The 18,315-nt window shown below is 60.4% G+C and carries 14 protein-coding genes; all 14 read right to left on the bottom strand.

What is annotated here, in order from left to right:
- Nucleotides 1-58 precede the first annotated feature (58 nt).
- The 14 genes from RT131_RS08185 to carB all read right to left on the bottom strand — a co-directional run bounded on the left by RT131_RS08185 (nt 59) and on the right by carB (nt 18,298).
- Nucleotides 59-376 (bottom strand): hypothetical protein, encoded by a 318-nt coding sequence (locus tag RT131_RS08185; RefSeq protein ID WP_313171902.1) that lies wholly within the window; start codon nt 374-376, stop codon nt 59-61.
- A gap of 151 nt (nt 377-527) precedes the next feature.
- Nucleotides 528-1,034, bottom strand: a complete 507-nt coding sequence (locus RT131_RS08180; protein ID WP_313171900.1) for an SMI1/KNR4 family protein — start codon at nt 1,032-1,034, stop codon at nt 528-530.
- A 15-nt stretch (nt 1,035-1,049) separates the two neighbouring features.
- Nucleotides 1,050-1,283: a hypothetical protein gene (locus tag RT131_RS08175; RefSeq protein ID WP_313171898.1), complete on the bottom strand. Its 234-nt coding sequence runs from the start codon at nt 1,281-1,283 to the stop codon at nt 1,050-1,052.
- A complete protein-coding gene (locus RT131_RS08170; protein ID WP_313171896.1) occupies nt 1,280-1,663 on the bottom strand; it encodes a hypothetical protein in 384 nt (127 codons plus the stop codon). The genes RT131_RS08175 and RT131_RS08170 overlap by 4 nt, the downstream gene beginning before the upstream one ends.
- Nucleotides 1,664-1,816: 153 nt before the next feature.
- Nucleotides 1,817-2,482, bottom strand: a complete 666-nt coding sequence (locus RT131_RS08165; RefSeq protein ID WP_313171894.1) for a hypothetical protein — start codon at nt 2,480-2,482, stop codon at nt 1,817-1,819.
- Between the two features lie 94 nt (nt 2,483-2,576).
- Complete coding sequence (locus RT131_RS08160) at nt 2,577-2,921, bottom strand: hypothetical protein (RefSeq protein ID WP_313171892.1); 345 nt, start codon at nt 2,919-2,921, stop codon at nt 2,577-2,579.
- Between the two features lie 38 nt (nt 2,922-2,959).
- Nucleotides 2,960-7,453, bottom strand: coding sequence for an RHS repeat-associated core domain-containing protein (locus tag RT131_RS08155; protein ID WP_313171890.1), 4,494 nt, complete (start codon nt 7,451-7,453; stop codon nt 2,960-2,962).
- A gap of 18 nt (nt 7,454-7,471) precedes the next feature.
- Nucleotides 7,472-7,603, bottom strand: coding sequence for a hypothetical protein (locus tag RT131_RS08150; protein ID WP_275452865.1), 132 nt, complete (start codon nt 7,601-7,603; stop codon nt 7,472-7,474).
- Entirely contained in the window at nt 7,600-9,219 is a 1,620-nt protein-coding gene (locus RT131_RS08145) for a hypothetical protein (protein WP_313171888.1), read from the bottom strand. The genes RT131_RS08150 and RT131_RS08145 overlap by 4 nt, the downstream gene beginning before the upstream one ends.
- Nucleotides 9,220-9,237: 18 nt before the next feature.
- On the bottom strand, nt 9,238-11,484 hold the full coding sequence (gene tssI / locus RT131_RS08140) for a type VI secretion system tip protein TssI/VgrG (protein ID WP_313171887.1): 2,247 nt from the start codon (nt 11,482-11,484) through the stop codon (nt 9,238-9,240).
- A 452-nt stretch (nt 11,485-11,936) separates the two neighbouring features.
- Nucleotides 11,937-13,664 carry a single-stranded-DNA-specific exonuclease RecJ gene (gene recJ / locus RT131_RS08135; RefSeq protein WP_313171886.1) on the bottom strand — a complete coding sequence of 576 codons (1,728 nt, stop codon included), beginning with the start codon at nt 13,662-13,664 and terminating at the stop codon, nt 11,937-11,939.
- Nucleotides 13,657-14,580, bottom strand: a complete 924-nt coding sequence (locus RT131_RS08130; protein ID WP_313171885.1) for a phosphoglycerate mutase — start codon at nt 14,578-14,580, stop codon at nt 13,657-13,659. Before RT131_RS08130 ends, recJ begins: the two co-directional genes overlap by 8 nt.
- Before the next feature lie 2 nt (nt 14,581-14,582).
- Nucleotides 14,583-15,059: a transcription elongation factor GreA gene (gene greA, locus RT131_RS08125; protein WP_313171883.1), complete on the bottom strand. Its 477-nt coding sequence runs from the start codon at nt 15,057-15,059 to the stop codon at nt 14,583-14,585.
- Nucleotides 15,056-18,298, bottom strand: a complete 3,243-nt coding sequence (gene carB, locus RT131_RS08120; protein ID WP_313171882.1) for a carbamoyl-phosphate synthase large subunit — start codon at nt 18,296-18,298, stop codon at nt 15,056-15,058. The genes greA and carB overlap by 4 nt, the downstream gene beginning before the upstream one ends.
- Nucleotides 18,299-18,315 lie beyond the last annotated feature (17 nt).

Below are 18,315 nucleotides of genomic sequence, written 5' to 3'. Positions count from 1 at the left end.
AGTTTGCCCGGAGACCTCTAAGAATGCCTGGATCAAGTTTACGGGCAGGCGACAAAGTTTACGGGCAGGCGACAAATGGATCGGTCTGCGCAACCATCAGTCCACGCGAATCATAAGCCTGCTGCCACGCGGCGCCATCCGGCGACCGCAGCGCAAGCATATTGTCGTTGTCGTCGTACTCCATCTGCAGCGTGCTGCCATCGGCCCGCGTCAGGCAGCACAGGTTGCCGTGTGCATCGTAGGCAAAGCCGGTACGCAGGCCTCCCGGATCGGTTACCGCAACGGTGCGACCGAAGTCGTCGTACTCAAAGAAGGTGACACCGTCGAGCGGATCAATCTCGCAAAGCGGCAACTGGTTCCCATCAAACTTGATCACGCTCAGGTGGCCAAGCGAGTCGATAACGCGGGTCTCGCGTAGCAGTGCGTCGTACTCGAAATGATAGTCGTACAGCCCGCCATCACCCCAGGAGTACTCTCGTCAAGGCACAACCAACCGTAATCTGTGGCACCTCAGTAAAACAAATTGTTCACAAACCCTCGAAAGTTCTGGGCAACGGCTTGTAACCAGGCCCCATAACCCCCCTTATTGAATCGCCACAAAGCTTATCAAAAAGCTCATCAAGCGATCTCGCTGCATACCTCAAACCAGCCATTCGAGCCCCGATACAGTAAATTAAATACTCGCCTTCTTCGCCAGAATTCAGATCCCACGCAAAGTACTCACCATTCTCACTAGCTGCAAACGGATACAAATTTCCAATTCGCCGCTCATCGGAAGCGGGCCGAAATTCAAAATAATCCTCAGAAATCGATTCATCAATGAAACTTTTTACGCGACCACCCTGAATTATCACAGAATCAGGATGTATTGGATCTCCCGAATAGATAATAACCAGCCCGCCAAGTCGACCGTATCCGAACGCAGCCGAAAACTTGCGATAGGAAGCAGGCAACTGATGGCCAAGAATCCTAATGGCATTCAATTCCTGCGCATCACCAAGAGAACTCGATTTCGAAACAACTTGAATTTCCATAAGACAATGCAACCTCTAATCTCTACAGCACTGGGTTATCTGACGCAATCCATCCATCACCGTTTGATTGACAAGAATATTACCTCTCGCATCAAATGCAAACATAGTAATAGAATGCGGCACCAAACTCCCCCCGTGATAGTTCTGGATAACCTCCATCAACACCGCGTTTCCTTTTTCAACATGCCGGCGAACAATGCCTTCCAACTTACTCATGCCTGGATGATTAGTACCGTCGGTTAACGTCACCAAGTTCCTACGATCACTTCCCGACCCACCCTTGCACCAGATAACTTTGCCTTAATGAAGCTACATTCACTAAAGCTTCGCCGCACAAAAACATTACGCATATCGATACGATCAAGCCTACATCCGGTCAAATCAGACTCATTTATGCTCGCCCCGTCCCTAAAAATAACATCAGAGAAATCAACGCAACTTACACCGAGATAGCGCACAGGCACAGAAAGAACAGCCCCCCGATAGTCAGCAAAGTTCTGCTCGGTAACGCCGAAGGGCGAGTCCGGCATAGGCCCCTGCTTAAATGACCTCGCCGCTTCAAAGAGCTGCTTCTCAACCAACTTTAATTGATCTTCGCTCCACCTTAGGCGAGCTTCTTTTGCAAGCATTACCCCCCCTGTAGGGAAGGCCTGAACAACTCCGCCCCCACGCCGTGACATCTAAGATTTCGGCCCAACTTCTGTTTCATCGAACAAAAATCAATGGCTCACCAAGCGTGTAGGCGAGTAAACTTATTTCAAGCGACACGCTTGGCAAATTATTCACATCTTCCTCAGCCCTTTAATGATCCTCATTGCCGAAGAGAGGCTGTATTGCTGCTGCGAGAAATCGTACGACCGTCCACCAGCAGGAGAAAGATTCAGATAAAATCCGCGCTGCTGCACATCAGGGATTCTCGTGCTCACCACAAAAGAATCTCCAATCAGCGTCGGATATCGCAAAAAGAACTCCGCAATTCTCCCGCGACCTTTAGAAGATATTTTGGACTCGGGATCAACCAAGGATTCGATCTCAATTTGGAACATCTCCACGCCCGACTGCACTAGCGCGTCCATATGCGCAGTTCGGTCAAGCAGAGAAATGTCATCTTTTAGTAGGAAAAGTCCATTGGCAATTTTTCGAACATCCAATGCAGCCAACGCGTTCAACTGCGCGCGACTTGACTCTATCTTTTCTGGATCCACAACCGTGAATTCGAGGTAGCTTGGCTTCAATTCTTCAAGCAGCTCTCGACAGAACCCGATATCCTCCACTCCGCCGGAAGGATAGATTGCGTGCTCACAACTCAGTAGAACCTTTAGATTCTTGTATTGTTCGACATCCAATTCATTCGCGGAACCGCATCGCGACAAGACATACCCTGCCATATCGATTTCGCCAAGCTTGGCGGATTCCGCAGCCGATCTTATTTGATTAACCTTTATCACTTCAACCCCTGCATGCTTTGGCGATCTCCTTGGTGCCAGTTTACCGGGAGACCCCCAAGAACGCCTGGGTCGAGTTTATGGGCAGGCGACAAAATCACTTCGGTACAACTTCGTACTCAACAATTTTTGCGCCACCATCCAATTGTTCACTCAAGACAGCGCAGACCTGCTCAAAAGAAATAACGTAGGTGCTAGGATAATCAACAGCCTGCCCGCCGACAGTCATCTCAACGAAGTCATCAGAATCTTTCGACAAGTCCACCGCGTTGACGATCTTATCGACAAACTCCATTGTAACTATAAACGAAGCACCGCCCCCTCCGATCATGATCGACCCATCCGACAATTCAACGCAAACAAGGGATCGATCATCACCGTTCATATTCCTGACCGCCTCCAGGCAACCGAAGAAAGTCACATCTTCACTCTCAACACTCACCGCGCGAGCACCTTGACGAATTTCTGAAGATATTTTAGTTATTGTGCGCATGGTGCTTTGAAAACCCTTGATCCTGAAGGTGAATGTACAAGTATCTCATCCAGACCCAAGGCCTTGGCAAGAGACCCTACCCCGTTAGATGGCCCACAAGCATGACACAGATCGCGGTCAACCCACATTTCAGCGACTTTATGCTTGCCCGCCATTCCTGCGTCAAATGCCTGCTGCGCCGCATTCCCTTCTGCATGAAATTTCGTAATGTTGTTGATAGGGCCGGCGGTAAAAGGATTCTTCGGGTTCTGAATTCTACTATTCATTCCGATGAATTCCCGGTCGCCTACACGAAGCAACGCGACGGTGTTCTGGGCGTTCTTCGCGCCACCTGCCGCTAGCGCGTCCTCACCAGCCACGGAGAGAAGGCCATTTTGGTCACGAAAAAAACTTATGGAATCCCACGCCGATCCGGCTGAGAGCCCAAGAGGATCAATCCATCCCAACGTATTTCGAACGTAAGAATAAACATTTAGCCCTGCAAGCAGGCCCAGGGGATCCTGACCAATATAGCCCGCCTGCTCCGGATCGTAATATCTATACCTGTTATAATTGAGGCCAGTCTCTGCATCCACGTACTGCCCTTGCATCGCCAAGTTATTTTCCAAATAACTTTCACCCAGATGGCGCACTCCACTCCCTCCCCAGGAAGCGGACCAAACGACTCTCCCAAAACTGTCGCATATTCTCAGCGGGCAGCCATTTGGGTCAACCTGGAAAACATATGAACACTTTATGTTTCCAAAAGAACTGCTACCAGCTTCGCCCGCCAACACATCCCCTTCCCTGCTTGGCGCGGAGGCGGATTGATTACAATTCAAGTCATTTGCTGATACACCCTCCCTCGCCGCTGAAAGAATTGCGGTTCTACCCAGAATAAATGCACCATTAATCGATGTATTTTCCGAACCTCCCCCTGATCTCAACTGAAAGACGGGGTCGTTCAACTTTTTCGCATCAACGGGGCCAGTAGTAGTTGCCGGGGGCGACACTTTTGTCTCAACAATGTCCTTACTGGCCGCCCCAACAAGGACCAATGGCACAAACGTTCCTGGGTAATACACGTACTCCCGCACCCGCTCGTGCAACGCCGTCAACCTCTGTTGGCGCGCCTTGACTTCAATCAAGCTAGCGACATTCCCCACCCAAACCGGCGCTGCATCCACCGCGTCATTGGCCTGCTGCACTTCACCCAGCAACGCATCGCCGTCCCAGAAGAACCACGTCGTCTGCGTCGGGTTGCGCTTGAACACTCTTCGGCCTAGCGGGTCGTAGCCGTAGTGCGTGGCTTGCCCATTTCGCCGGCTTTCCGCCAAGCGATGGTTGGCATCCCAGATCAGGGTCAGATCGTCAGGAGCGTCGCCGTGCGGTGCGCCTTTGCGTATCAGGTCGCCTGCCCGGTCAAAGACGTAGTGCACGCCTTGATAGGTACCTTCGCGCGTCCAGGTGACCAGCTCATCGTTGTCGCCGCCCACCACCTTGCGTGCCTGCACCTGCTTGATCTCGGTGCGTAGGCGGTCGCCCGCTGGGTCGTTGAAGAAGCGCTCTATCTTGCCCTTCGGGTCGGTGTGCTGCAGCAAGCGCCCAATGGCGTCATAACGGTATTCGTCCACGCCTTGGCCGCTGTCACTGCGCCGGGTCAGGTTGCCGCTGCGGTCGTAGTCATAGTTGGTTTCAAACAGCGGCGCCGCGTCCTTGAGGATGGACTGCGAGGTCAGCAGGTTGCGGCTGTCATAGCTGAAGTTGCGCTGCAGATGCGAGCTCAGGGTTTCCTGCGTGGTCCGCCCCAGCGGGTCGCGCTGCATCAGGATCGGCGATTCGTCATTGATCGTGATCGATACCGCCTGATCACGCAGATCGTAACCGATGGCAAGGTGATTGCCGGCGGAAGTCTCTCGTGACACCCGGTTGCCCACCTCGTCGTAGCCGTAGCCGACGCGGAAGCCATCCTGCAACTCTTCCAACAGCTGTCCAACCGGGTCGTAGCGGCGCTTGACCGTACGCGAGGGATTACGAAGCTCGATCAACTGACCGAGCTTGTCGTAGACAAAGTGCTCCTGCAGCTGCTGCCCGGGATGGCGGATATCCGGCAAGGTCTTGCGGGTGATCCGCCCCATCTTGTCGGTGTTGAAGGCAATCTTCTGACCGAGCGCGTCGACGGTAGTCGTGAGCCTTCCCGCTGCGTCGTAGTTGTAGCGTCGTGCCTGGCCCCAATAGTCGACTTCCTCGACGATGCGGCCGAGCGGGTCGCGCAGGAGTTGGTAGGTCTCACCGCGTTGATTGATGACAGCGACCAGCTGTTCTTCGCTGTCATAGCGGTATTCCACGATATGACCATCGGCCTGAAGCCGCTTGCCGATCTGGCCTATGCCCACATACTCCAGCCGGGTCTGCGCGCCGGCTTCGTCGGTGTAACGGACCAGCTGATCTTCCGCATCGTATTCGCAGCGCACACCGGCACCGTCGGGCGTGATCGTCGCCAGCAACCGGCCTTTGGCGTCATATTCATAGCGGCTTACCTGGCCTAGCGGGTCCACCTGCCGCAGCAGATTGCCCAGCGCATCCTGCTCGTAGCGACTCTCATGCCCGAGCGCATCGACAACCGCGGCAACCAGTCCGTGCCGGTCGTAGCGCAGCTGGGTGACGGCCTGTCGCGCGTTGGTCTGCGCGAGCAATTGCCCGCTGGCGTCATAGTCATAGCGTGTGGTCGCCGCCAATGGATCGGTCTGCGCAACCATCAGTCCACGCGCGTCATAAGCCTGCTGCCACGCGGCGCCATCCGGCGACCGCAGCGCAAGCATATTGTCGTTGTCGTCGTACTCCATCTGCAGCGTGCTGCCATCGGCCCGCGTCAGGCAGCACAGGTTGCCGTGTGCATCGTAGGCAAAGCCGGTACGCAGGCCTTCCGGATCGGTTACCGCAACCGTGCGGCCGAAGTCGTCGTACTCAAAGAAGGTGACGCCGTCGAGCGGATCAATCTCGCAAAGCGGCAGCTGGTTCTCGTCGAACTTGATCACGCTCAGGTGGCCGAGCGAATCGGTCACGCGGGTCTCCCGCAGCAGCGTGTCGTACTCGAAATGGTAGTCGTACAGGCCGCCGTCACCCCAGGAGTGCACTACCCGTCCCTGCGCATCAAAGGTGTAATAGAACGACAGGCCAACCCGGTCCGTATGCTGCACCAAGCGGTGCTGCGCATAGACAAACGTACGCGCAGCGCCCAGCGCATCCATCGCAGCAACAAGATCACCTTCGTTGCTGTAGCGATAGCTCACCAAGGGGTGGACAAGCCCGGTGGCCGGGTCGTGCATGGCCATCCGCTCTATGCGGCCGTGCCGCGCATCCACATCGATGAAGCGCCCTTGCAGGCCATCGACACCGCTTTCGACGATACGTACCAGGTGGCCGTCGTTGCGCTCGAAGCGCCAGTAGTTACCGCTGGCATCTTCGATGCGCTGCAGGGCCAGGCTGCCATGTACCGGCAACGGCGCGATCCCTGCCGGCAGCTCGCTGCCGAACACATACTGCAACCCGCCCTTGAAGCGCACCCGCAACTGCCCGCGTTGTCGCAGCAAGCGTGCACCATCGACGAAATCCAGTATCGCGGCGGCTTCACCGTCAACCGGCGGCAGCTCGGGGAAGAAGGCGACCTGCCCCGGCCCGCACATCCATACCGAACCATCGGCCAGCACTTCCAGCATGATGTCGGCAGGCGTCTGCCAACCGATACCACAGGCGCCGCCACGGTCGATCTGCGCGGAGCTGTAGCTGCGCTGCCAGACCAGCGGCAGGCGACCGGGAATCTCGAAATCCTGGTGACTGACCACCACACTGCCATCGCGGGTATCCACCGGCTCGGCGCGCAGGATCTTGCACTTGAGCGTGCCCGGCGGAAGATGGCCCCACTTGCCTTGACGCCACTTCTTGAAGGCATCCATCTTGCCCTGGAAGAACTTCGTCTTGCGCAGCTTGCCAAGCCCGGCGAAGGCTGCGCGAAATGCCATCGCTGTCCATGAGATCGTCGGCGGACCACCTACCGTTACATTGGTGGGGATGGCCACGTTCAAACCCGTCGGCAAGGACATCGCCCGCAGCGGCTTCTTGGGCTTCTTCATCCGGAACGGGTTGATCATGCCGGCCAGGTTGCAATCCAGCACCGGCATGGCCAGCCGCGAGAACGGCTCGCCGTCAGCCGACACCGTGCGGCTGCCCATGAAGATTTCCTCGCCATCGAACTGCGGCCCCATCGGCGCGGCCAACGGCGGTGCCCACACCCCCAGGGGAATATGTACGTCCAGCCCACCCGTGCCCGCAGTGGCGCGATGCACACCATTGACCTTGATCGTCGAGCCAATGAACGGGATGTAATCGAAAGGATCCAGTACCAGCCCGATATGCGGCGTCGGCAGCGGGCTTGGCGGCACCGCATACATATGGATGTCGATGCCCAACTGCGGATCAAGATGCTTGGCAGCGATGCTCATGGCAACACTCCTTGTCGCTTAGATGGCGCGCAACAGCGCACGCAGGAAGGCTTTGACCTCATCGCGATAGTCGGCACTGATCCAGGCCACCACGATGATTCCAATCACGATGGCCACCGCCATCACCGCTGTTTTCCTGCTCGGCGTCATGCCAGTGCTGCTCCTGCTGTTGTCTGTGCTGCGCTACGCGCGGTATCGGCCGCCTGCCACAATTCCGACGGATCCGGTAACGGCTGCATTGCCGGCGGCTCGCTCCATACCGGGATCTCATGGTCCAGGGGGTGTTCGATGGCCGGAATGCCGTTCCAGGATGGATCGAGGAAATCCCGGCCCACGGCGACGATCTTGCGGAAGAACTCATCACCGGCCTGGATCAGTCGTTCACGTTCCTGCTGGGCACGATGAAAGCCCTGCTCCAGCACCACGTCCAATTGCCGCTCGATGGCATCGAGTGCGGACCGTGCCGGCCGCGGCCCCAGGGCCATCGCGTGGTTTTCGGCATCGCCGAACACACGCGCACTGGCTTGCACATACTCGGCCGCGACGTCCTGCAACTTCTGGCAGCGGCGTGCGTCCTGCAACAGCAGCAGATCCCACAGCGCCTGCGGCAGCGTTGTGGTTTTGCGGTCCGCTGGCGGCAAGGGTTTGGCAATACGAATAGCCTCCAGCAGCTGGGTGCGCGCGAGCTCCCGGTTGCCCGCCTGCAACTGGCACCAGCCGGCCATGCGTTGCCCTTCCAGCTGGAACATCGGGTGCGGAATGCTCGCCGCCGAGGTCGAGGCCTGCAGGTAGGTCTGCGCGGCGCGCTCAGGCTGCTTGGCCGTCAACCAGCAGCCCGCCTCGCCAAACCAACTTTGCGTCACCAGATCGGCACCTGCGGCGTTACCGCCCAGCCTGGCACTCTCAGCCGCAGTGCGCGCATTGCGGTAGGCATTGATCGCCTGGGCGTGATCGCCGTGCTTGAGCCAGGCACCGGCCACCATCATCTGTACCACCGACTGCTGGTCATGCCACCCATTGCGCGTGGCCAGTGCCTGCGCACGCTCCGCCCGGCTGACCACCTGGGCGGGGCTACCCCGCTCGATCAACAGCACCAAGTCGGCCAGCAACTGCCGATACAACACCTCCGGCCCGCGCCCGGTGGATTGCGCCGCGGTATCGCGGGCGATGCCAAACATATCGACGTCGCCACCGATCAGCGCGGCCACACCCGCATGCCTGTCCAGCAGCGGCTGCCAACGGGGATCCTCTTCGGTATCCACCAGCACCAGACGCAGCTGCGCGCTGGGCCCGGCGTTCAGCGCAGCCGAAACCCAGCGCTCGAAGCCATCACCTGGCACGTAGCGTTCGGGCTCCAGTACGGCTGCCATCAAGCGCAGATGCGCGCCGTGATGTTCGGCAAAGCTCGCCAGCACCTCGACGACACCCGCGGCAGAATCCGGATGGGTTTCGTTGGGGCCGCGCCAGCCCAGCGTTACGCCCTGCTCGCGCAACTCGTCCTGGCTGCCGAGATAGCGCTCCAGCAAATCCTGCTTGATCTGCCTGCTGTAGCGGAAACCCAGTTCGTAGCGGGTATCGATGCGCAGGAAATAGTCCGGCGTATCGCGCCCTTCATCGTGCCGCTGCATCTCGAAGAAGGCCGCCAGCAGACGACTGGCATTGGCCGGCAGACGCCATATCAGCAATCGTCGGGAGGGGTCGGAACTTGCCTGCAGCCACGCCTCGCGCAAGGTAGCGAGGCCGCGCAACATGGGGGTGTCCTGCATGCTGAATCTCCGTTCTGCTTAGCAGTTGAGCTTGATCTCGCTGCCGTTGACCGAGACTCCGCTGGCATTGATCACCACTTCCGAACCGCCGGCGCTGATCTTGATCTCACCCGCCGTGATCTCGATGGCGGAGGATTCGCCGACGGCTGCGATCAGTTTGGCCGCAGACGACAGGGTCATTTCCCCAGTGGAGAACTGCGAGTGGGTTTCGGTGACCCCCTGCTCGAATGTACCTTCCACCCCGATGGTGCGTGGTCCCTTGTTGGCATCCTCGACGGCGCCAGTGACTCCGCGCTTGTCCAAGCCGGTGATGCTGGTCTCGCGCCCGGCAAGATATTGCTCGGTCACCTTTCCCTGCACCTGTTCGAGCGAGGTCGAGGTGATGGTCTGCTGCCACGTACCGGTGCGCTGGCTGATGTAGTTGCCGGTCAGCGTTGTGGTGAAGGGGCCGGTGATGGTTTCGGTGTAACCAGCGGCGAGAATGGTCTTGGTCTGCCCGGTGTGATACGTCTCGCCGACCGCACCGGTGACGTCCGTGGTGCGCGTTCCGGTCACGGTGGAGGTGTCGGTACCGGTGACGGTGATCCCGCGGTTGCCGGTGACGCCGATGGACTGGTTACCACCCACCGTCATGCTGTGATCAACCGTTACGCTGGTGGACTTGTTGTTGAGGATGCTGGCAGTCTGGTCATTGAGCACCGTGGTGACCATGTCGCGCTGCGCACGCATGTTCAGCAGTTCCCCGCCGGCACCGTCGTGCATGGTCACTTCGTTCCAGCCCGCACCCTTCACTGTCTTCGACTTCAGCCCGCTGACTTCCATGCCGAATGGGGGCATGTTCTGTTCGTTGTAGACCCGACCCGTGATGATCGGACGATCCGGATCACCGTCGAGGAAGTCGACGATGACTTCCTGGCCGATGCGCGGCGGCGACACGCCGCCCATGTCAGCACCGGCCCACGGACTGGCACTACGTATCCAACACGAGGCATTTTCACGACGGTCCAGCTTGCGGTCCCAGTGGAACTGCACCTTCACCCGACCGTAGGCATCGGCATGCAGCTCCTCACCCGGCGGACCGACCACGGTAGCAGTCTGTGGCCCTGGCATACGCGGCCATGGCGTCTGTCGCAAAGGACGGAAGGGAATTCGTCGGCGCAACACCTGCGCCTGCATTTCCATGCTGGGCAACTCGGCACTGGAGAAATCACTGGCGAAGTTGTTATGCCCTTCGCGCCGCATCGACACCACGAAGAACTGACGATCCACCTCGTCGCGTCCAATGAAATCCGGGTGGCGATCAAGGCTGAAGCACGCGCCAGCGGCGAGTTCGCCCGCGTTGCCTGCGCACTCGAACAACTTGGTTGGCCAGCTGACTTCTTCATTGCGCACCGCCGCCAATGCCTCGCCGACACGACTGTTGGCAAAACGCGCCGCACCGTCGTAACGGTACTGTTCGAGCGGTGGCAACAGGCCCATCGGCACCTGGTTGCCCTGGTTGCCATCGAGCTGTTGCTTGGGCTGCTTGAAATCGAAGCTGCGCAAGGTCTGTGCACTCGGCCCGACCCTGCGTCGTGCGCCCCACCGATGCAGGCCAGTACGCGCCAACGTGCCCTGATCGGAGACATAGGCAATGCTGCCCGGCTCGCCATGCACGACACTGAGCGTGGAGTCATCACTGATGACCAGCGTATGCCCCTCGTCATCATGCACGAAACTGTAGTACAGGCCGGCATCTTCCAGCAGGCGACTGACGAAGGCGAAATCCGATTCGTTGTACTGCACGCAGTACGACAATGGCGGCAGCTTGCCGGCATTGAGATCGTAGCGATAGCGTGCCAGCTGCTCGTAACCGGCAAACACTTCTTCAATGATCTCCAGGACATTCTTGTCCTGGAAGATGCGGCAGTTGCTGGTGTAATCAAGGAACGCGAACCACGGCGCGACTTCGGCGCGGTAGCTGTTGAATTGCGCCTGCTGGCCGGTGCTGGCGAACTCGCGCACATAGCCATGCACGCTGCGGCCGCCAAACTCGTCGCCGAGCAACAATCGCAGCGGCTGTCCTACCAGCTGCTTCAACTCCAGCCGGGATTGGGTGGACAGCAACTCAACGTGGTAGAGGAAAGGCGCGGAGACCGACTCGTTGCCGTCGAAACGTTTGACCAGGAATGTCTCTGGTGCGAGTGCGGTCTCTACACGAACCAGGCGGCGGTCCTGATGCAGGCGTTGCAAGCCGCCTGCTGCTGAAAGTGATTCGGCGAACATCGGGCGTTCCGTCGTCCCATGCGTGATCGAGAACCCGACTTTGCCATTGCTTTATGAAACGCGCCAGTTTTCTGACACCCGTATCGGGCCTTTGAATACTGAATTCGTAGGAATGTATTAGTGGAGGATGGCCTTCATCACGCAGTCCTCACGCAATCAAAGCGTGGCCAGGTGTTGAACTGCGCGGATTCTGCAATCGTCGGTTTCCAAACGACGTTTGTTGTCTGGACATTCGAGATTCGTCTTTGGTGATGTATATCACACAAAACTGGCTATGCAAGTACCGAAGCCCGGGTAAGCAGAGCGCACCCGGGGTCAAGGAACCAGAATTATTCGAGTTGGCCGCAAATGCCCCAGGTGTGCGCCGCTTACCGGGGCTACACGTTGTGATGGATCTGCGGTGAAGCCCCTGCCGAGCATGGCTCGGCACTACAATGGATGCTTGCACCCGATCAAACGATTGCGCAGTGCTCGACTATCAGCTGGATGGCTTTGCCGCCGCGGTAGTCGTCGCCCACCAGTCGGTAGGCAAGCTGCACGTGCTGCGCGGGTGCGGTGCCGGTCCAGCCGCTGAAATGGATCGCGTTGATTCGCACCGAACTACCGGTCTGACGCAATACGAACTTCAGATGGCGTTCCTTGAGCACGCGCCATTCAAGTACTTCGAACACGCCATCGAACAGCGGCTCGGCAAAGCCCTGTCCAAATGGGCCGGCCAAGCGCAGCGCTTCAGCGTGCTGGAAATCCAGCTCTGCGGGAGACAACTCGCCATCACTGAGCAGTTGCTGCTGCAGCAAGGCCGGGTCCAGGCTGCGTTGTACCTGCTGTTCGAAGGCAAGCTTGAAAGCCTGCAGATTGGCCAACGGCAAGCTGAGCCCGGCCGCCATCGCATGACCGCCGAACTTCTCCATCAATCCCGGGTGGCTGGCATTGATCGCGGCCAGGGCATCACGGATGTGGAAACCACTGATCGAGCGCGCCGAACCACGCAGTGCATCAGCCCCCGGCTCGGCCGGGGCAAAGGCAATCACCGGGCGATGCAGGCGATCCTTCATCTTGGAGGCGACCAGGCCGACCACTCCCGGATGCCATTCGGCATCGAACAGGCAGGCGGCGACCGGACGTTGCATGCCGTCATCCAACAGCGCACGGGCGACGGCACGCTCGGCATCGTCGGTCATGATCTGCTGCACCGCGCGGCGTTCGGCGTTGATCTCCTCCAGCAAGGTGGCGATGTGCCGCGCCTGCGCCGGGTCTTCGGTAAGCAACAGCTCGATGCCCAGTGCCATGTCTTCCAGTCGCCCCGCCGCGTTGAGGCGGGGCGCAACGGCATAGCCGATGTCGCCTGCACTGAGTCGACGCGGATCGCGACCACTTGCTTCGATCAAGGCCTGCAAACCCGCGCAGGCCTTGCCAGCACGCAGCCGGCGCAGGCCTGCGGAAACCAGGGCGCGGTTGTTGTCATCCAATGCCACCAGGTCGGCAACGGTGCCGACCGCCACCAGATCCAGCAAGGTCAGCAGATCAGGTTCGGGCTGCGCAGCGAATGCGGCGCGTTCGCGCAGATGCCGACGCAGCGCCATCAGCACGTAGAAAATGACGCCGACGCCTGCCAATGCCTTGCTGGGAAATGCGTCGCCGTCCACGTTCGGATCGACAATTGCATCGGCCGGTGGCAATTGCTCACCCGGAAGGTGATGGTCGGTGACCAACACCTGCCAACCCAGCGCCTTTGCCGCACGCACGCCAGCATGGCAGGCAATGCCGTGATCGACCGTGACCAATACATCAGGCTGCAATGCCGCCAGCTCTGCCACCAGGGAGGGCGACAAACCGTAGCCATGCAGCATCCGGTTCGGCACCGCATGCACAACGTCACGTGCGCCAAGCATGCGCAGTCCCCGCACCCCCACCGCGCAGGCGGTAGCGCCATCGCAATCAAAGTCACCCACGATCAGAATGCGCTTGCCACTGGCGATGGCCTCGGCCAACAGGCTTACCGCCGCCTGCATGCCACCCAGCAGTTCAGGCGCGTGCAGTTGCGCAAGTCGTGGCTGCGCCTGCTCGGGCGTGGTCGCCCCCCGTGCGGCATAGATGCGGCGCAGCAACGGCAGCGTCCCATCGTTCCAGTCGTCGGCCACGACCGCGTCACGACGAACAATCTTCAAGCTCTCACTCATCGGCCAGCGTCGAAATGGGCTTCTTCCACAGCCGCCAACGCTGCCTGCGGGTCAGGCGATAACCCGTGCCGTCCTCGAAATCCAGCTGCAATTCGCTGAGCTCACCACGCGCAAGCGCTTCGAGCAAAGGAGCGATGGCGTCACGCGTCAGCTGCTGCAGTGAACGCAACTGGCGTAGATCGACCAATGCATCCACGCTCTGCTCGCCGCCCAGGCGTACGCCGGCCATTGCAGCCAGGCCTTGCAGCAAGGCATCACGGCTACGCACCTGCGCATGTGCGGTCTGCACGGATTGTGGCAGCTTTCCCGCCCCCCAGAACCACACGGAGTTCACCGCACGCTGGCCCTGCGCGACGCGCTGTTCGTTCCAGGGGTGCTGGTGTAGTACCACCTGTGCTTCGGTGAGCAGCGCTCGCCAGCGGCGCCCGTTCTCGCCGCTCGGCAGATGGGCAAACAGGTCATCGCCGAGGACGACATCGGGTTCGGCGAACGCAGGCAATGGCGTGTCGTCCGGCAGATGCAGATACCAACGCGCCGGCGTCGGCGCATCCAACTGGTAGCCGAAACCGGCGAACAAGGGCTGCAATGCGGGCAACAAGGCATCCACATCGGCCTGTTCCAGGCGCAACGTTTCCGCCGCTGCCATCAGCCGCGCGCCTTGCATGTCCGGCACGATGTTGGCCGGATCGGCGCGCAGCCAGAAGCCATCGGCGGCGTCGCCGGCATCGGCCTGGCGGGTCAAGGCGGCAGCCGACCAGTCGGCCGGCTGCACGCTGAAGTGACGGCGCAGCTGCGCCAGTTCACCGGCTGTACCGAGCGAGCGCTCGGCACGGCCCAGGGCCGTAGCCACCTGCGCCGGCAGTTCGCCTGCCGGAAAACGGCTGCGCGCGGGCAGCAGCAGTGTGGCTTTGGCCATCGTCAGTCGAGGTATTCGACGCTGACGATTTCGTACTCACGCTGGCCAGCCGGCGCATCGATGGCGATGGCGTCGCCCTCGTTCTTGCCGATCAGGGCACGCGCCACCGGCGAGGAAATGGCGATCAAGCCCAGCTTGATGTCCGCTTCCAGGTCACCGACGATCTGGTAACGCTTCTCTTCATCGGTTTCCACGTCGGCCAGGGTCACCGTCGCGCCGAACACCACCTTGCTGCCAGCATTGAGCTTGCTGATGTCGATGACTTCCGAGTGCGACAGCTCGCCTTCCAGCTGCTTGATGCGGCCTTCGATGAAGCCCTGCTCTTCGCGTGCGGCGTGGTACTCGGCGTTTTCCTTCAGGTCACCGTGCTCGCGTGCTTCGGCGATGGCGGCAATGACCTTGGGACGCTTTTCCGACTTCAGGTGATCGAGTTCGTCACGCAGGCGCTTGGCGCCCTTCATCGTGATGGGGGCTCTCATGCATTCAACTCCTTGTGCAGTTCCTGCAACGACAACACCGGACCGGTGCCACGGAACTCCAGCGACTGTACCAGCGCCTTGGCGCCAGCAACGGTGGTGGAGTACGTGATGCGGTTCTGCAGTGCCTCGCGGCGGATCGAGAACGAGTCGTTGATCGCTGCACGACCTTCGGTCGTGTTGACGATGTAGACGATCTCGCCGTTCTTGATGCTGTCCACGATGTGCGGACGGCCTTCAACCACCTTGTTGACCACGTCGCAGGTGTAACCGTGCTGCTGCAACCAGGCAGCGGTGCCGCGGGTGGCGACCAGCGAGTAGCCACGTTCGACCAGGCCCTGCACCGCCGGCATCACGCGCTGCTTGTCTGCGTCGCGTACCGAGATGAAGACCTTGCCGACCGGCGGGGTCTTGATGCTGCCGGCTTCCTGCGCACGTGCAAACGCGGCGCTGAAGGTGCGACCAACGCCCATCACTTCACCGGTGGAGCGCATCTCCGGCCCGAGGATCGGATCGACGCCCTGGAACTTGGCGAACGGGAAGATGGCTTCCTTCACCGAGTAGTAGTCCGGCACGATTTCCTTGGTCGCGCCCTGCTCGGCCAGCGTCTTGCCGGCCATGCAGCGGGCGGCGATCTTGGCCAGCGCCATGCCGGTCGCCTTGGACACGAACGGCACGGTGCGCGAGGCACGCGGGTTGACTTCCAGCAGGTAGATCACGTCCTTGCCATCGGCATCGGCCTGGATCGCGAACTGGGTGTTCATCAGGCCGACGACCTGCAGTGCCTTGGCCAGCTCGGTGACCTGGCGACGCAGTTCGGCCTGGGTTTCAGCCGACAGCGAGTACGGCGGCAGCGAGCAGGACGAGTCACCGGAGTGCACGCCGGCTTCTTCGATGTGCTCCATCACGCCGCCGATCAGGACCTTGCCGTCCTTGTCGCAGATGATGTCGACGTCGGCTTCGACCGCGGCGTCGAGGAAGTGGTCCAGCAGCACCGGCGAATCGTTGGACACCTTGACCGCGTCGCGCACGTAGCGGGCCAGGTCGGCTTCGCTGTAGACGATTTCCATCGCACGGCCGCCAAGCACGTAGCTCGGGCGCACCACCAGCGGGTAGCCGATCTCGCGGGCCAGCAGCAGGGCTTCCTGGTCGTTGCGGGCGATGCGGTTCGGCGGCTGCTTCAGGCCGAGCTTCTCGACCAGCTGCTGGAAGCGCTCGCGGTCTTCGGCCAGGTCGATGGAGTCCGGCGAGGTGCCGATCACCGGCACGCCATTGGCTTCCAGCGCACGTGCCAGCTTCAGCGGGGTCTGCCCGCCGTACTGCACGATCACGCCCTTGGGCTGCTCCAGCTCGACGATCTCCAGCACGTCTTCCAGCGTCAGCGGCTCGAAGTACAGGCGGTCGGAGGTGTCGTAGTCGGTCGAAACGGTTTCCGGGTTGCAGTTGACCATGATGGTTTCGAAACCATCCTCGCGCAGGGCGAGCGCGGCGTGCACGCAGCAGTAGTCAAACTCGATGCCCTGGCCGATGCGGTTCGGGCCACCGCCCAGGATCATGATCTTGTCACGGTTGCTCGGTGCGGCCTCGCACTCGTCCTCATAGGTCGAATACAGGTAGGCGGTACCGGTGGCGAACTCGCCGGCGCAGGAGTCAACACGCTTGTAGACCGGACGCACCTTGTGGGCGCGACGCAGCGCACGGATGGCCGCTTCGTTGGTGCCGGTCAGCTGTGCCAGGCGAGCGTCGGAGAAACCGGCGCGCTTGAGCTTGCGCAGGCGCGCTGCGTTCAGCGAATCGATGCCTTCGGCATGGACCTGCTTTTCGTCAGCGATGATCTCTTCGATCTGGTCGAGGAACCACGGGTCGATGTGCGACAGGCCGTAGATTTCTTCCACGCTCATGCCGGTGCGGAACGCATCGCCCACGTAGAACAGACGCTCCGGGCCCGGGGCCTTGAGCTCGCGCTTCATGGTGGCGACGTCGTCGGCATTGCCCAGGTCCAGCTCAGTCGGGTCGAGGCCGACCTTGCCGGTTTCCAGGCCACGCAGCGCCTTCTGCAGCGACTCCTTGAAGGTGCGGCCCATCGCCATCACCTCGCCCACCGACTTCATCTGGGTGGTCAGGCGCGCGTCGGCGGCCGGGAACTTCTCGAAGGCAAAACGCGGAATCTTGGTGACGACGTAGTCGATGGACGGCTCGAACGAGGCCGGGGTCAGGCCGCCGGTGATTTCGTTCTTCAATTCGTCCAGGGTGTAGCCGACCGCCAGCTTGGCGGCGACCTTGGCGATCGGGAAGCCGGTGGCCTTGGAGGCAAGTGCCGAGGAACGCGACACGCGCGGGTTCATCTCGATCACCACCACGCGGCCGGTGGTCGGGCTGATGCCGAACTGCACGTTCGAACCGCCGGTATCCACGCCGATCTTGCGCAGCACGGCGATGGAGGCATCGCGCAGGCGCTGGTATTCCTTGTCGGTCAGGGTCTGTGCCGGCGCCACGGTGATGGAGTCACCGGTGTGCACGCCCATCGGATCGAGGTTCTCGATCGAGCAGACGATGATGCAGTTGTCCGCGGTGTCGCGAACCACTTCCATCTCGAATTCCTTCCAGCCCAGCACCGATTCTTCGACCAGCACTTCGGTGGTCGGCGACAGTTCCAGGCCACGGCCGACGATCTCGATCAGCTCTTCGCGGTTGTAGGCGATGCCGCCGCCGCTGCCGCCGAGGGTGAAGGACGGACGGATGATGGTCGGGTAGCCAACGCGGGTCTGGATTTCGAGCGCCTCTTCCAGCGTGTGGGCGACGGCGGCGGTCGGGCATTCCAGACCGATCTCACCCATCGCCACGCGGAACAGCTCGCGGTCTTCGGCCATGCGGATGGCTTCGCGCTTGGCACCGATCAGCTCGACGTTGTACTTCTCCAGCACGCCGTGGTCAGCCAGGTCCAGCGCGCAGTTCAGCGCGGTCTGGCCGCCCATGGTCGGCAGCAGCGCGTCGGGGCGCTCCTTGTCGATGATCTTCTCGACCGTCTGCCAGTTGATCGGCTCGATGTAGACGGCGTCGGCCATCTCCGGGTCGGTCATGATCGTGGCCGGGTTGGAGTTCACCAACACCACGCGGTAACCCTCGTCACGCAGCGCCTTGCACGCCTGCGCGCCGGAGTAGTCGAACTCACAGGCTTGGCCGATGACGATCGGGCCGGCGCCGATGATCAGGATGGTTTTTAGGTCGGTGCGCTTTGGCATTTTCTTCTCTAAGTCAG

This window comes from Stenotrophomonas sp. (assembly GCF_032066555.1).
GTDB lineage: Bacteria > Pseudomonadota > Gammaproteobacteria > Xanthomonadales > Xanthomonadaceae > Stenotrophomonas.
The sequence above is the reverse complement of the archived record's forward strand: the minus strand, read 5'-3'. Positions and strand labels throughout refer to the sequence as shown.